Origin of the sequence: Desulfovibrio subterraneus, assembly GCF_013340285.1 — a bacterium.
Classification (GTDB): Bacteria; Desulfobacterota; Desulfovibrionia; order Desulfovibrionales; family Desulfovibrionaceae; genus Halodesulfovibrio; species Halodesulfovibrio subterraneus.
In genome coordinates, this window is the sequence record NZ_BLVO01000013.1 from 675964 (window position 1) to 691660 (window position 15697).

Annotated in this window: 8 protein-coding genes; 4 read left to right on the plus strand and 4 right to left on the minus strand. The window is 58.1% G+C overall.

Features of this window, described 5'->3' with window-relative positions; genetic code table 11:
- On the minus strand, positions 1 to 3462 hold the full coding sequence (locus HUV30_RS09960; RefSeq protein ID WP_174405278.1) for a UvrD-helicase domain-containing protein: 3462 nt from the start codon (positions 3460 to 3462) through the stop codon (positions 1 to 3).
- Between the two features lie 3 nt (positions 3463 to 3465).
- Complete coding sequence (locus tag HUV30_RS09965) at positions 3466 to 4812, minus strand: ATP-dependent 6-phosphofructokinase (protein ID WP_174405279.1); 1347 nt, start codon at positions 4810 to 4812, stop codon at positions 3466 to 3468.
- Positions 4813 to 5043: 231 nt separating this feature from the next.
- Here HUV30_RS09965 and pdxA point away from each other — a divergent pair, with 231 nt between their 5' ends.
- From pdxA to HUV30_RS09980, 3 genes are read left to right on the plus strand one after another with little or no spacing between them, the layout of a single operon-like run.
- Positions 5044 to 6036, plus strand: a complete 993-nt coding sequence (gene pdxA / locus HUV30_RS09970) for a 4-hydroxythreonine-4-phosphate dehydrogenase PdxA (protein WP_174405280.1) — start codon at positions 5044 to 5046, stop codon at positions 6034 to 6036.
- Positions 6037 to 6085: 49 nt separating this feature from the next.
- Positions 6086 to 7750, plus strand: a complete 1665-nt coding sequence (locus HUV30_RS09975) for a hydantoinase/oxoprolinase family protein (RefSeq protein ID WP_174405281.1) — start codon at positions 6086 to 6088, stop codon at positions 7748 to 7750.
- The gene (locus HUV30_RS09980; protein ID WP_174405282.1) at positions 7743 to 8873 is read left to right on the plus strand and encodes a glycoside hydrolase family 3 protein; all 1131 of its coding nucleotides are present in this window, start codon (positions 7743 to 7745) and stop codon (positions 8871 to 8873) included. Before HUV30_RS09975 ends, HUV30_RS09980 begins: the two co-directional genes overlap by 8 nt.
- A 216-nt stretch (positions 8874 to 9089) precedes the next feature.
- Here HUV30_RS09980 and HUV30_RS09985 read toward each other — a convergent pair whose 3' ends face one another.
- Positions 9090 to 10691 carry a glycosyltransferase gene (locus HUV30_RS09985; protein WP_174405283.1) on the minus strand — a complete coding sequence of 534 codons (1602 nt, stop codon included), beginning with the start codon at positions 10689 to 10691 and terminating at the stop codon, positions 9090 to 9092.
- A gap of 250 nt (positions 10692 to 10941) precedes the next feature.
- Between HUV30_RS09985 and HUV30_RS09990 the strand changes: the two genes are divergently transcribed.
- Positions 10942 to 13167, plus strand: a complete 2226-nt coding sequence (locus tag HUV30_RS09990) for a methyl-accepting chemotaxis protein (RefSeq protein WP_174405284.1) — start codon at positions 10942 to 10944, stop codon at positions 13165 to 13167.
- Between the two features lie 28 nt (positions 13168 to 13195).
- Here the strand turns inward: HUV30_RS09990 and HUV30_RS09995 are convergent, their stop codons facing one another.
- On the minus strand, positions 13196 to 15523 hold the full coding sequence (locus HUV30_RS09995) for a GGDEF domain-containing protein (protein WP_174405285.1): 2328 nt from the start codon (positions 15521 to 15523) through the stop codon (positions 13196 to 13198).
- Positions 15524 to 15697 lie beyond the last annotated feature (174 nt).

Here is a 15697-nt window from a genome sequence, read left to right on the forward strand (position 1 = left end):
CTACTGCTCCGTCGCTGCTTCGGAATGAGAGGTGGTGCGGGAATGCTCTGCCAGTATGCACTGGCGGGCATCCAGATAGACGAGCGCGCTGCGCAAGGTGTGATCGCTGTAAGCAGGAATGGCTGCCAGCAGATTCATGTAGCGCGAAACCTGTTGTTTGTGGGCGGATGAAGGCTGACCCGTTTTGTATTCCACCACGGTGAGGGTGGTGCCGTCGTCCACCAGCAGGTCGGTGCGGTGCTGGCTGCCGTGTGCATCCATGATGGACTGTTCCGGCGTGCCATATTGCTGCCAGTGCGGGAACTCGGGCAGGGTGGCAAGCCAGTGCAGCATGGCCGACAGTTCTTCCTGCGTGGCATCACGGTCGGGAATGGGCAGCGGGGCTGTCTTCATGCCGTGCCGCACGGCGCGTTGCACATCCTGCATAATACTCTGGGGAGTGGCAGGCATGGCAAGGCGCAGTCGTTCCAGACAGGCGTGTACCAGCGTGCCGCGTCTGCGTTCGTCGAACACCAGCTCCTTGAGCGGGTTGCGGAATATCTTGAGACGGGGCAGCCATTGCATGGGCTTCCAGTTGTCGTAACTGGGCTGATCTGAATTGGGTATCGTGTTCTTCCCAGAATCGTGTTCTGCTGTGCTTTCCGCGCCAGTTGTCGTATCTATTGCCGTATCGATCGTCGTATCGGTCGTTGTATCAATCTGGGTAGAGGCCGAAGCAGAGCCCGATGCCGTGGCTGATGTCGCTGCCGGTCCCAAACTTGAAGCATCGGTTGAAGAAATGCCACGCGAGCCTGATATGCCGGCTGTACTGGATATGCCACCTGCGGCAGGTGCGGCCAAGGGGGTAGCTGTTCTTTTGCGGACAGGCGGGGTGCCGAGCATGGCTTCCGGTTCCCGTTCGTCCCTGTTTGCCCCCATGCCGTATTCGTCCAGAAGCAGGCGGAGCGCAACCAGCATGGGTGATTGGGATTCGTGGAAGGGCGAGGTGGTAATGAAGGCATGCAGCTCATCAACAGGGCGGGTCCAAGCCACGTAGAGCAGGTGCAGCTGCTCACGGGCTTCGGCAGCGAGCGCTTTGTAGTACGGTTCACCCAGTTCCTTGCAGCGCGGCACCATGATTTCCTGCCCCAGCACGGCCACACGTTCAGGCGTATCGCTGCGGCGCATGGTGTGGTGATGGAAAGGAATGACCGCCACGGGGAATTCCAGCCCCTTGGATTTGTGCATGGTCATGACGCGCACCGCATCCACATTTTCGGGCATGGGCACCTTTTCTTCACCGCCGCTTTCCGTCCACTGGTCAAGGAAGGCGGAAAGGGAGCGCATGCCGCGTTCTTCTGCCGCAAAGACCACCTCAAGGAAGCGGCGCAGGAAAATGGCATTGTCCGGAAAGCGCTCAAAGGCCTTGGTGCGGGCATACAGTTCGCGCACGGTGTCATAGGCGCTCATCAGACCGGCCTGAGAATAGAAGGGCGCAATCCACTGCCGCCATGGTCCGGGAAAGGCCTTGCGGAAAGCGGAGAACAGACGGCCATCCCGCGGTGCTGCGAGCCAGTTGTCCAGCTGCAGGGGGGAGAGGTCTGCAAGATCGGCGAACAGCCCTCTGCCGGAAACGAATTCCCAGAAGGCCATGTCGTCCGGCGGGTAGTCCAGAAAACGCAAAAATGCCACGGTCTGTGTCACCAGCGGGTGGTCTGCCAGCTTGAGGCTGTTTTCCGTGATGACGGGCAGGTTCAGGTTCACGAGCCATTCCGCCACCAGCGCGGCCTCATCGTTGGTGCGCACAAGAACGGCTATGTCGCCGCACGGTCTGCGGGGGATGAGCTCATCGCGGAAGAGGACCGTCAGGCGCTCCTCCACCTGCTTGAGCAGGTCGTCCTTGCCCTCGGCGGTGACATCGTAAAGGTGCACGTAGCCGCCGCTGTCCTTCTTGTGTTCCGGCACATCCTGCGTTGCTCCGGCAAAGCCCTGCACAATGTCGTCCACGGCGGCATCCACCAGCCTGTCCGGCGCACCGGAGAGAACGGACGAGGCAAAGGCCCGTGCCGTTTCCGGTTCAGCGAGTCGTGAAAAGATGCCGTTGTTGAATTCCACGATCTGCGCACGGCTGCGCCAGTTGTTGGGCAGCGGAGTCCGCTTGGGGTCAGGGGCAATGGCCCGCAGTTCCGGATCGTTCAGGATGGATTCAAACAGGGCGGAATCGCCCCCGCGCCAGCCGTAAATGGCCTGCTTCACGTCGCCCACATAGGTGAGGGTGCCGTTCTTGGCGAGGCATTCCACAGCCAGGGGCTGAATGGCTTCCCACTGGGGAATGGAGGTATCCTGAAATTCGTCGATGAGCAGGTGGGTGAGCCGTGTCCCCATGCGGCAGAAGGCTTCCGAGGCACCGGTTTCGCCGGAGAGCACATCGCGCGCATAGCTGGGCCACAGCGAGGCAGGGACCTTGCCCTCAGTCTGCTGCATCTCGTGCACCATGCGGGATAACGGCTCGGCAAGGCGTACGAAGGGAACAAGGATGAGCGCCCGCCGCACAAGGTGGCCGGGGCCTGCAAGGGCTGCGTGCGCATGGCACAGGTCGCTGTAGGCGGCTTCCAGATCATCGGAAGCCTTGCCCTTGGAAGCCTTGAGCAGGCAGTCGTCTATGTGCGGCTTACCGGCATAGGCAGAGTCCACAGGTGGCCTGAACGGGCCGGAGGCAAGGGCCTTGTCCATGTACTTGGTAAAGTTGGCCTGCGGAGTGAGTCCTTCCTGCTCCATGAGGTGCTTTGTGGTGTTGATTGTGGTGAGCAGGTCTCCATGCAGGTTCACCAGCCAGCCGCGCAGCACGTCGCCGTCGGCATCCGGCAGGGTTCCTTCCTGCAGGCTGCGGGTCATGAGCCCGTAAAGGCGGGTGCGCAGGGTTTCACCGGGCACAAAGCCTTCTTTGTCCGTCAGCATGAGCAGGGAGCGGCAGGCATCCGCCAGCAGATCGCGTTCCGGTCCGCCTGCGCGGGCGGCATCCAGCAGCCTGTCATAAAGAGGCTCAAAGAGCTCCTTCTCATCGAAAATGGGCTCGAAGTCCGGCGGCAGCCCGAGTTCCAGTGCGGAGAGCCGCACCAGCATGTTCAGCAGGCTGTCTATGGTGCGCACGTTCAGCGAGGAGTAGCGGCGCAGCAGAATATCCACCCAGCGGGAAGCCGTGGGGGCATCCCAGTCCGAGGCGGCGTTGCGGGGCTCAATATCCAGCGCGCGTTCCTTGAGGGAGCGCACGATGCGTTCGCGCATCTCCGTTGCGGCCTTGTTGGTAAAGGTAACGGCCAGAATTTCGGGCCAGCTGTGGCCGCTTTCCGTTTCCTCTTCGGCATGGCGGATGGCGCAGGCAGGGCGTGCATCTTCCACGGCATCTTTGAGCAGGGTAAGAAACTGCCGGGTCAGGGTATATGTCTTCCCGGACCCGGCAGAGGCTTTGATTTGTTGCAGCATGAATTACAGTTCGCAGTAGTTGTCGGGTACCATGCCGCGCAGGGCGGACTGTCCCGTGGATTCGAGCACGGCGCGCCAGTAGTCGGAATGAATGTTCAGCGTGCGGCGCTTGCGCGTGACCAGATCGAGCGGAATGTGCACATAGCGGTCCATGAGTTTGGAAACAACCATAGAGGTTTTGCCCGCCATGGCCGCATGCACCGCGCTCTGCCCCAGCAGGCCGCAGTAGATGCGGTCGTTGGCGTTGGCCGGAACGGAGCGGATGATGTAGCTCGGATCGATGTATTTGAGCGTGTAGGGCATGCCCACGTTGCTCAGGTATTCCTTGATGCGGTCCTTGAGCAGGGTGGTGAAGTCGCCGAGAACGGGGTTGCCCGAAATGTCCGTTGCCTTGTTGGTGGACATGAGGTGTTGTCCCGCTCCTTCGGCCACCACGATAACGGCATGCTTGCGGCGCTTCAGACGATCTGCCAGCGCGGGCAGCAGGCCGTTTTCCCCATCCAGTTCAAATCTGGTTTCGGGAATGAGCACGAAGTTCACTTCCTTGATGGAGAACGTGGACTGCGCAGCGATAAAGCCCGACTCGCGGCCCATGAGCTTGACGAGGCCGATGCCGTTCATGGCGCCCTGTGCTTCGGTATGGGCGCAGCTGATGGCCTCGGTCGCCTTGTCCACGGCGGTTTCAAAGCCGAAGGACTGCGGAATGAAGCTGATGTCGTTATCAATGGTCTTGGGAATGCCGATGACGGCAATCTTGAGATTGCGCTTGGTAATTTCGGCCACGATGGATTTGACAGCCTTCATGGTGCCGTCGCCGCCGATCATGAACAGGCAGTTCACGTTCATGCGTTCAAGCGCATCCACGATATCTTCGGGGTTCTGCGGGCCGCGTGAGGAGCCGAGCACCGTGCCGCCGAACTGGTGGATGTTGGAAACGGAATCGGGAGTCAGCTCCACGATTTCGTGCCCGTATTTGGGGATGAAGCCCTCAAGCCCGTAACGTATGCCCATTACCCCTGCCACATTGTAGTTGTGGTAGGCCTCCATGACGATGGCGCGGATCACGTCGTTAATGCCGGGGCAAAGGCCGCCGCAGGTGACGATGGCGCACTTGGTCTTGGAGGTGTCGAAAAAGAGGTGGCGGCGCGGACCGGCGCTCTCGAACCGGATAGGAATGGGCTCCTCATCGCCCAGTTCTTCCAGAAACTCCCTGTCGAGGAATACACTCAGCCCTTTCTCATCGTCCTCGAAGCGACAGAAGGAAATGGGGGAAGGAATCTTGGCATTTCCCAGAGTGGGAATGGTCGTATCTATGGAAAAATTGCTTTCGGCATTTTTGCGTTTCGGCATGAACGACTCCTGCTGAGTATTCAGGGCAGGCGGGGCCACCCTGTCGGCTCGGGGTTTTCAAACAATACAGGCTTATTAACATATGGTTGCCGGTAACGCCAGCCCGCGGGACGGGGTGGGTCCAGAATATCACGCAGGGGGCGGCGCGGTTTCTCTTTACACCCTCTACAAAACTGCATAGGCTTCCCGTATAGAAATGAAATACAACAGCTTGTACGGTGAATAGCGATCATGAAACCTCTTCTCGTAACACTGGGTGATCCGAACGGATTAGGCCCCGAACTGGCCTGCAGACTCTTCGGTCTCGGCGGAAGCGGCAGTCTTCCGCTTGTGCCGCTCATACTCATCGGACCGGAATCGGCGCTGCGCATGCACGCCGACCTGCTGGGCATTGCCCCTTTCTGGACCCGTATTGAAGATCCTGAAAGGGTCAGCGGTGAAGAACCGGGGGTGTTTCTCTATGAGCCCATCGGGCTGGAAGGGCTGACCCTGAACATGGGGCAGGCCACTGCGCACGGCGGCAAGGGAGCGGGCTACTCGCTGGAAGCCGCCTGCAAGCTCATCCGTTCCGGTGTGGCAGACGGCGTGGTCACGCTGCCCCTGCACAAGGCCATGCTGCAGGAAGCTGGTTTCAATTTCCCCGGTCATACCGAATTTCTGGCGCGTTTTGCGGGCCTGCGGGACGAGGACGTGTGCATGCACCTGTGCGGCAGCAAGCTGCGTGTAAGCCTTGTCACCACGCACCCTCCGCTGCGGGAGGTTGCAGACCTTGTCACCCGTGAGCGCATAAAGCGCTGCCTTGTGCTGACTGTGGATTTTGTGCGCAAGCTCGGCGTGAAAACGCCCGTGGCTGTGTGTGGCCTTAATCCCCATGCCGGCGAGTCCGGCAAGATAGGGCGTGAGGATATCGAGATTGTGGCTCCCGCCGTGGAAGATGCCCGCAAGGGCGGATTGAGCGTGGTGGGACCGCTGCCTGCGGATACCCTGTTCTACCGTGCTGCCAAGGGCGAGTTTTCCGCTGTGCTGGCCATGTATCATGATCAGGGATTGCCGCCGCTCAAACTGATGCATTTTTCACGGGCCGTGAATGTTACGCTGGGGCTGCCTTTCGTGCGGACCTCGGTGGACCACGGTACCGGCTTTGATATTACGGGCAAGGGCGTTGCCGATACCGGCAGCTTTGAAGAAGCTCTGACCCTTGCCGCCCGTCTGACCGAGCTGTAACCGGCAGGGCGGGCATGTTGTCGGCGGCTGAGCCAAGCGGGAGGATAGAGTGCGTATCGGCATAGATGTAGGGGGAACCCATACGGACGCGGTGGTGGTTGACGGCGGCAGGGTGGTTGCTTCTGCCAAGGTCTCTACTGATCATCTCAATCTGCTGTTTTCGGTGCAGAGTGCACTCAAGGCGGTGCTTGCAGATGTTGACCCCAAGGCTGTTTCGCGCCTGAATCTTTCCACCACGCTGTCCACCAATGCCATTGTCGAAGGCAGGACAGAGGACGTGGGCGTGCTGGTTTCCGCCGGTCCCGGTATCGACCCGGACGACTATCAGGTTGGTCCGTACTACTACACCGTCAGTGGCTCCATAGATCACAGGGGGGAGGAGATCTCTCCGCCCGACGAGATAGAGATGGATGCGCTGGTGCGCAACTGCTGCGAGACAGGACTCAAGGTCTACGCGGTGGTGGGCAAATTTTCCACCCGCAACCCTGCCCATGAGAGCATGTTTGCTGACAGGCTCATGGCCTGCGCGGACTTTGTGTCGCAGGGGCACCGCATTTCCGGTCAACTCAATTTTCCCCGCCGCATTGCCACCGCCTATTACAATTCAGCTGTCTGGCGCATCTACAACAAGTTTGCCGATGCCATAGAGCAGAGCGTGCGCGAATACGGCATTTATGCGCCGGTGCATATTCTCAAGGCGGACGGTGGCACCATGCCTCTGGCCATTTCACGCGAGCATCCTGTGGAATCCATCCTTTCGGGACCGGCCGCCAGCGTCATGGGCATTATCGCCCTGTGCGACATCCGGCAGGATTCCGTGATTCTCGACATAGGCGGCACGACAACCGACATTGCCATCTTTGCGTCCGGTTCTCCGGTCATAGAGAACGACGGTATAGAAGTGGGCAGTTATCCTACTCTCGTCCGCGCGCTGCGTACCCGTTCCATAGGCATTGGCGGCGATTCGCGCCTGCATGTGCAGGCCGGTGCCGTGCGTGTGGGGCCAGAACGCATAGGCCCCTGCATGGCCGCCGGTGGCAAGCAGCCTACCCTTATAGATGCCCTCATCTACAAGGGCCTTGCTGACTTCGGCGATACGGAAGCCAGTAAGGAAGGGATACGGAGCCTTGCCACCCTGTGGGACATGTTCCCGGATGCGCTTGCGGATGCAGCCATTGAAACGGCCGTGAACGCCATAGCGCGCGCAGTTGAAGGCCTGCTGGAAGAAGTGAACTCCCGCCCCGTGTACACGATCATGGAGCTGATTGAAGGCGCAAAGCTCGAACCGAGCCGTATCTACATCATGGGCGGACCAGCCAAGGCATTCAGCAGCCTTCTGGCCAAGGCCATGCAGCGGCGGGTGGAAGTTCCCGAACAGCACGCCATTGCCAACGCCATTGGTGCCGCGCTTACCCGCACGACCTTTGAACTCGAACTTTTTGCGGATACCGAAAAGGGCATCCGCTTCATTCCCACGCTCGGCATCAGGGATTCCGTCACCCGCGGCTATATGCTGGAGCACGCCCGCAAGGATGCCGTGAGCATGCTGCTGGCGCATCTGGGCGAACAGGGCGTCGCCGTTCCCGAAGGAAATGTGGATGTTCTGGAGGCAAGCAGCTTCAACATGGTGGGCGACTACGGCACGGTCGGCCGCAATATCCGCGTCAAATGTCAGGTGCGCCCCGGAGTGGCGCAGGAGTTTCGTCATGATTAAGCGTTTGCTGGTCTGCATAATGCTCTTTCTGGCGGCGGGGTTGATTCCCGCCGCTTCTGCTTTTGCCAAGGTCACGGCCAAGGCTTCTCTGCACGATATGGTCGGTCAGATGCTGCTGGTGGGATTCCGCGGCATGGAAGTAACGCCGGAAAGCCCGGTAATGCGTGACATCATGCAATACAATGTGGGCGGCGTTATCCTTTTTGACTACGACGTGGCACTCAAGAGCAAGGAGCGGAACATCCGCGACCGTGCTCAGGTAAAGGCGCTTACGACATCGCTGCAACAGGCGGCCCGCATGCCCCTGTTCATCGCCATAGATCAGGAAGGTGGCCGTGTGGCCCGCCTGAAGGCTGCACATGGTTTTCCTGCTACACCTTCCGCCGCCGTGCTCGGTAACGGTACGGTAGAGGCAACACGCAAGGCCGGAGAAACCGTCGGCCGCATGCTGGCCGAGGTGGGGGTGAACTGGGATTATGCGCCCGTGCTGGATGTGAATGTGAATCCGGATTGTCCCGTCATCGGCAAGCTTGGCCGCAGTTTTTCCGCCGACCCCAAGGTGGTGGCCGAACATGGTGCCGCCTTTGCCGAAGGGCTGAATGCCCACGGCGTTATCGCCTGCCTCAAGCATTTTCCCGGTCATGGCAGTTCGGCTGCTGATTCGCATCTCGGTGTGACGGACATAACCTCCACATGGTCCTTCAAGGAATTGAAACCCTTCAAGACCGTGCTTGAGCAGGGAGCCCGCAACGGGCTGCGCACGGCGGTCATGACGGGCCATCTGTTCAACGCCCGTCTGGATGCCGAGTATCCCGCCACCCTTTCCCGCAGCATTATCGGGGGCATTTTGCGCGAGCAGATGCGGTACGACGGGGTGATCATTACCGACGATATGCAGATGAAGGCCATTGCCGATGCCTACGGGCTTGAAGAGGCCGTGGAACGCGCCATTCATGCAGGGGCAGACATGCTGCTCTTCGGCAACAATATCAGTTACGATGCTGACATTGTCCCCAAGGTGACACGCATCATCCTGCGGCTGGTGGATACAAAACGGATTTCGCGACAGAGGGTGCAGCGTTCATACGAGCGCATCCAGTCCCTCAAGGCAGGTATGCAGTAAAAGAAAAGGCGGTGTTAAACACCGCCTCAGGGTAATGACAAACCTTCGTTTTCAGTAAACTCATATTCCTGTTAAGCCGGAACTGAGGTCCAAAAACGGATTTTCATCGCTTATACGAGGTGCAGGAACGTTAGGTTCCTGCCCGGCGGAGCCAAAAAATACCAGAAATGACTTTGTCAGCAGTCTGAGGCGGTGCTAAACACCGCCTTTGTTATGTCATTTGTTCATCAGCTGACGCAGTTTTTCCCGCTCATTCCAGAACTTGTGGAAGAATTTGACGTCATTGCCCAGAATGTTGCCCAGTTGATTCATGCTTTGCGCCTGAATGAAGTTCTTGCCCGTATTCTGGTGGTGCACGCAGGTGACATGGCCGCAGTAGAGAATCTCGTATCCCTTGAGTGCCAGATCAAAATCGTGGGCCACGTCATCCATCTGGCTTGGCGAGAAGCGCAGGTCGAAGGTAGGGCAGTCCAGAAGCGCCTGTCTGCGGAAGACATGGCAGCATCCCATGACATTGGCAGTCGGGCGTATGAAATCGTACAGCCCCGTATCGTGCTTCATGGGAGGGGTATCAAGGCTTATTCTGATCAGGTCGTCACGCACGACTGAAGGGGTTCTGTAGAGATACTGGTAGCGTCTGGGAGTGCCGGGGTTAACTATCTTGCAACCGGCAACACCTGCCTTGGGGTGCGCTTCCAAAACTGTCATCAGCGAGGCGAGCCAGTTTTCTTCCACATCGACATCATCATCGAGAAATGCCGTGTAATCTGCTTCTCTGGTGCCGGGCAAGGCAACCAGCCAGTTACGGGCTGCCGGAGCGCCTACGTTGACTGGCAGGGATATGATTTCCAGCCTGTCCGGGAACAATGTGTCGCGTATGCCGGTCACCCTTTCGAGAGAATCGTCCGTGCAGCCGTTCAGCAGTACTGTTATGCGGGCGTTGCCGATATTGGTTCCTGCGAGGCTGCGGAGTGTTTTCTCGAGAAAATCGGCCTTGTTCCATGAATACAGATAAATATTGATTTTGCGGCTTTCAAGAAGCTGCCTATCGGGAACGAAGGACTCTGAAAGCGCCTCAAGCCTGTAGCGGACAGGAATCTGGCGGGGGTCTTTCTTGAGGGACCGCATGTAGAGGGAGGAAGCTGTGCCACGGTCACCCTCAGCATACATGGCTTCTGCAGCCAGGTTGAGCGTGTGGGAGCCAAGAGAATTCTTGTCCATCTTCTCCCATATCTCCATGGCCTGTTCTCTGAAACCAAGAGCGGCGTAGTGGTTGAAAAGTATCTGCTGCCAGAAGGGTTCAAGGGGGGGAATGCACTTGAAGGAAGCAAGCCATCCGCCCGGCATTCTGCCCTCATCGTAGTCCCCGCGCAAAAGGGCAACAGCCGCCCATATACAGGCGGGAAGTTCTTTCAGTATCTGCAGGGCAAGTCTTTCGCCCTGCGCATTGTTGCTGATGCTGAAGTGGTTTTGTGCCCGCTGGCGGAGATCCTGCGGGGGAGCGATCCGTTTGAGAAGGCTGATTCTCTTTTTTAATTCATCGCTTGGGGTTATGTGATCAAGCAGCTGCAGCACAGATTCGTCAAGCGGGGCGAACTGGGCTGTTACCGCGGTGCATTGTAATAAAGCTGATTTTGCGCCTGCATGGGTTGATATGTTCTCATCAGAGAACAGCCTGTTGATGTAGGCAATGGCTGCCACGTCATCCAGAGTGAAGTTGCCGGAATAGTTGGCAAGATGGGCGCAGACTTCATCCAGTGTCAGATGTGCCAGTTCCTGATGTAACCCCGGTGTAACCCATGCAAGGGGAGAAGGCATGCGGTACTCCTTTTGAGTAGCCTGTGGGTAAAATGGTATTGATCTTGTAAACGGTTCGCAAACAAGAACCATGGGTAATTATTACCCTAACCGTCAAGTCAAAGCAAATCCCGTGCAATTTTATTGATCCGGCAGCGTGAGGGGGAATTGGAAGAGGGTTGCGCGGAATTGTCATATATTCCCTGTTTGTATTCTTTTGAAAAAAGGTATAGTCGCTACATCCTGAAATTGTCATTCTACGGAGTTCGTGATGCGAATCGGGTTACGACTTTTTATCGGGTTCAGTCTGATGCTTCTTCTCATGGCAGCCTTGGTGGCTGTAGGGTGGGAAGGGCAGCGAAGACTGACCATAGCGCAGGGAGTTCTTGAGCGCAGGGCCATGCTTGAGGCGGAACTGCGCACCATGCAGGCAGGGGCGCTGCAGTTCATGCTTGAGCCCAAGCCCGGGGCGCTGGACGCGGTGCTATCGCGCAGCGGCCAGCTGGACCAGTCCTTTTCCGCGTTCAAGATGGTGGTTGAGCATGATGTTGCCGTTCGTCTGGACAAGGCGATGCGGGCGAACATCGAGTTTCGTGGCGCGCTTGAGCGCTGGCAGTCCGTTGCGAATGGCCGCGCAACCCGCGTGCAGGAAGCGGAGGATGCCGCAACCCAGTTCATGACCTTGTTTGAGGAACTGGCCGGAAAGAAAAGAGATGCCGCCTTTGTGCACCCGGACGGGTATGCAAGCGGCGATGTGGTGAATACCCGCCTTGCCGAAATGCGCCTTGTCAACAATGTGCAGCGGGAGTTTTACGAAGCGCGCATGCTTTCGCGTGAATGGATGCGATCGGGCGATCCCAAGGTGCTGGAAGAGGTGCGCACCCGCATGGGAACCGTGCTCAGCCTGCTCGGCGATCTGAAGGAGACCATGACGGCAATGGCCGACAAGGATTTTGCCGATACCCTGCTGGCCCACGGGCGGGATTATATTGCGGCCCTGAGCGATCTTGAGGATTCCACGGGGCTGATGAACGATGTTCGTTCCACCCTTGCATTGGCCGTTGCGGACATGCGTGATCCCATGACCGTGCTTGCAGACAAATACGAGGCAGACCTCGATTATGTTCATGACATAGGTTCGCTGACGGTCGGGGGCATAGTAGCCTTTGCAGTGTTTGTGGCGCTTATTTTCACCCTCATCATCAGTTCGGGCGTGCGCAAGCGGCTGCAGAGGGCACAGAATGCCCTTGATGCGCTTGCTGGCGGCGAATGCCCTGTGCGTGATCCCAAGGACAGCGTCGAGGACATGGGCCAGCTTACGGATGCCATGCAGCGTCTGGCGCTGAGCAGTGCCGACATGGCTGAATGCGCCAAGGCCATGGCCGAAGGGGAGTGGAACAGGCCTGTTCCTGTTCGTTCTGAAAATGATGTTCTGGGCAATGCCCTTCTGCAGCTTGCCGAGAGCGGCCAGGCGCTGCGCGAAGGGCTTGCGCGAGGCGCAGCCGGTGACTTCCATGTTGTTGAGGCTCCCCGTTCCGGCAAGGACGAAACCATGGCGGCGCTGAACGGCCTGCAGAAGTTTGTCTGCGTGAAGGTCGGTTCTGCCCGCAATGCGTCCGTAGCTGTGCGCGATGCGGCAGGCAGGGCCATGGAGGCCCTCAAGGCGCTGGAAGCGAGGCTCACAGGACGCGGTGCTGCCCCCGCACCCACAGGTCAGATCGGAGAGGTGCTGCCCAGACTTGAGTCTGTGAATGCAGCCCTGAAAGGGAACGCAGCCAGCCTCAGGGATGCAGGCAAGGGCGCAGACAGGCTTGCGGGTGCTGTTTCCCGGCTTGATGCTGAGTTCCGTTCTCTCATGGGCAAGGCTACCTTTGCAGAAGACATTGCCAGACAGATAGAAACGCTGGCCATCAACGTGAATATCGAGATGGGCAGGGTGGGCGACAGCGCAGGCGGCCTTGCTGCCATTGTCAACGAACTGCGTGGCGTGGTGGAGCGTTGCCGCGAACATGCAGCAGCCATGGGAGAATCACTCTATGCCGGACGCAGGGCTTCTGACGATACCGCTGTGTTAATCCGCGATGTGCAGGAAACGCTGGGGCAGGGCATTCAGGAAGTGGCAGCCGGTGCCGCCGTTCTTGAAGACGAGATGGTTGCTCTGCGGCGCATGGCTTCCTCGCGCACGGCGCAGGCCCGCCCGGGTGAACGTGATGAAGAGTTGCGCTCTCTCGCTGCAACCATGGGTAAGGCCTTCAGCGGCCTTGTCATGGAACTGAACACCTTGCGGTCTGCCCTTGATGCCTTCATTATTGCCGAAGGGCAGGTGCCTCAATCTTCTCCGCACAGTGCCGGACGTACTCCGTCAGGCGAGAACGCCGACAGGCAGAGTGACACCCAGTCTGCTACTGTCCGGAAACCTTCTGTTCGGTCCATGCCGCCCCTGAGGATGGGGAAAGGGAAGGATGACTTCTCTGAAATGGAAGGAGAAGAACTGTAAAATTAAAGCCGCCCGAGGGCGGCTTTTTTTATTGGTCGTTCGTGGAACTCTGATCAACGTAGTGGCATTCTGTGCCGATTTGCGCGCCCACCGGCACCCGTCTGTCCAGCACATATACGTTGCCGGGTATTGATTTGGCAAAGTGCTTCATCTGGGCGGCGCGTTCGCCGATCTCCTGCAGGGAGCAGCTTCCCTGACAGTCTATGACGGCAAGTGAAACCGATATGAGAGGAAATTCCCTTTCCACACCATCCCTGCCGCGTGCCAGAATCCATCCCTTTGCACGGTCTGCCTGACTGTAGGAGTTGCGGACAAGGCGTTTGAAGCAGCGGGTAACGGCCTTGCAGATGCGCTCTGCCGTGCTGCGGTCGAGGACGCATACAAAATCGTCTCCGCCTATGTGGGCCACGATGTCGCCGCGCGCTCCATGGCGTTTTGTGGCCCATGTGAGAATATCCGCCAGCAGCAGGATGATCCTGTCTCCGTTTTTGAAGCCGTAAGTGTCGTTATATGCCTTGAAGTTGTCGAGGTCGGCATAGATGAGCGCGAATCTGGATTCCCCTCGCAGGCGGCATTCAATTTCGTTCTCCAGCGCCACGTTGCCGGGGAGTCCGGTGAGCGGGTTCGTGCCTTTGGCCAGCTCCACCTGCGCCTGTGCAAGGGCATGCAGCAGGGCTTGAACGGAAACCAGCCCGAGCAGTGTGCCGTCTCTGGTGACGATGACATCATCGTATGCCTGCAGCTGGCTTCTTTGCATGGCCATCTGCGCGGTGCTTTCTACCGGAGTGTTTTCGTCAACAATGAGTGGTGCCGCATCCATCACGGATTTGGCGGGGCGTTTGTAATACAGGGCCAGTCCATATTGGGCGGAAAGCTGCCGGTTGAGGTGGTATTCCATGATAAGCCCGATGGGGACGTTGTTTTCGGCAACGGCAATGCTGCTGTTGGGTTTGTTGTCGCCGAAGTGCTCCCGGATTTCACTGACGAGCGTGTTTGGGGAAACGGTTATGACCGGTTTGGCAAGATTGCCTACAGGAACGGAATACCCGCTGCTTCGCAGGGATATGGGCTGGTTTGCGGGGCGTATGTCGGAAAGGTCCACCGCTGCCTGTTGTTTGGGATAGGCCGGACGCCCGAGATAATAGCCCTGACCGTAGTGCGTGCCTATCTGCAGCAGGGTTGATGCCTCTTCCCGTGTTTCTATGCCTTCGGCAATGACCTTGGAATCTATCTTGTCGGCAAAGGCGACTATGGTTTCCAGCAGCGCACGGCGCACAGGGTCTCTGTCTATATTCCTGATCAGTGACATGTCGATCTTGATGAAATTGGGTTTGAGCTCGGCAATGGTGGAAAGGCCGGAATAGCCCGTGCCCGCATCGTCTATGGCGATCTGGAAACCCTGTCCCCGGTAGTGGTCGAGGGTTTTATAGAACAGGCTGAAATCGCGGATGGAGTGGCGCTCTGTAATTTCAAGAACAATGTTTTCGGCCTTCAGCCCCACCTTTTCTATAATCTCCCGCGTGCTGCCGGGGGTAAAGCTGGGGTCGGTGAGGGTGCGCGGGTGAATATTCAGAAAGAGTTTTTGTGCCTCGGCCAGTTTGTCGGCATGCACAATGGCATTTTCGCGGCACACGCGTTCCAGCGCAAAGAGCATCCCCATTTCTTCCGCAAGGTCAAAGAGAATGGCAGGGGATCTGAACGGGGAATTTTCCGGTCCGCGGCTCAAAGCTTCCCATGCCATGATGTTGCCGGTGGGAAAACTGACTATGGGTTGATACAGGGTCTGTATGCTGCGGGTTTGCAACACCGATTTGAATTCGCGCGAGAGCCGCAGGGTGTCCAGATCAAACCCCTTGCGGGCAAGGATGCGGCATTCACGCACGGCATGCATGAAGTCGGTTTCTTGACATTCGCCATCCTTGTGCCTGTACGTGGCGCACCCCACGTTCAGATGAGGTTCTCTTCCTGTCAGGCGCAGCATTTCCCGCTTCAGATACTGCTGGACGCGCAGCTTCATGGTGAATGCTGCATCAGAGAGCCGGTACTGGCGCGAGCCCACATCCGGCCATGTGAGCAGGTATTCCCCCGCTTCCAACGGGAAGAAGCGTATGCTGCCGGTTTCGGGGTCGTTCAGGGTTTCCAGGGCAGCCTCGATACCTTGTCTCAGCAGGGAGTTGAGATTGGATGCAACATCGTCACCGTAGAGTTCCCGCATGAGAATGTGATCGCTTATCTTGAAGACGATCAGGTTGAGGCATGTGTGGCTCCGCAGTGTGTCGCGAAGCTGGGTGTTGTGAATGTCCACGGCGTTGTTGCCGGGCAGAGAAGGCTGGTTGCTGATGGAACTGTCCAGCATGGTGATTTCCCTGTGTTGAATGAGTGCTCGTCTCGTATTGCGAATGCATGTCGTCCGTTTCTGTTGTCCGTGATTTCAGCATGTTAAACTGCGGACGTTTTGTAACTACGCTCTTTGGACGTCAGGTTGTTACGGGCTGGTGACATTTGGGCTGAGAATAGGTTGCGCTGTTAC

Excerpts from the sequence above, each read along its gene's own strand:
- HUV30_RS09960 (WP_174405278.1), bottom strand. The coding sequence starts at position 3,462 with ATGCTGCAACAAATCAAAGCCTCTGCCGGGTCCGGGAAGACATATACC.
- HUV30_RS09965 (WP_174405279.1), bottom strand. The coding sequence starts at position 4,812 with ATGCCGAAACGCAAAAATGCCGAAAGCAATTTTTCCATAGATACGACC.
- HUV30_RS09980 (WP_174405282.1), top strand. The coding sequence starts at position 7,743 with ATGATTAAGCGTTTGCTGGTCTGCATAATGCTCTTTCTGGCGGCGGGG.
- HUV30_RS09985 (WP_174405283.1), bottom strand. The coding sequence starts at position 10,691 with ATGCCTTCTCCCCTTGCATGGGTTACACCGGGGTTACATCAGGAACTG.
- pdxA (WP_174405280.1), top strand. The coding sequence starts at position 5,044 with ATGAAACCTCTTCTCGTAACACTGGGTGATCCGAACGGATTAGGCCCC.
- HUV30_RS09990 (WP_174405284.1), top strand. The coding sequence starts at position 10,942 with ATGCGAATCGGGTTACGACTTTTTATCGGGTTCAGTCTGATGCTTCTT.
- HUV30_RS09995 (WP_174405285.1), bottom strand. The coding sequence starts at position 15,523 with ATGCTGGACAGTTCCATCAGCAACCAGCCTTCTCTGCCCGGCAACAAC.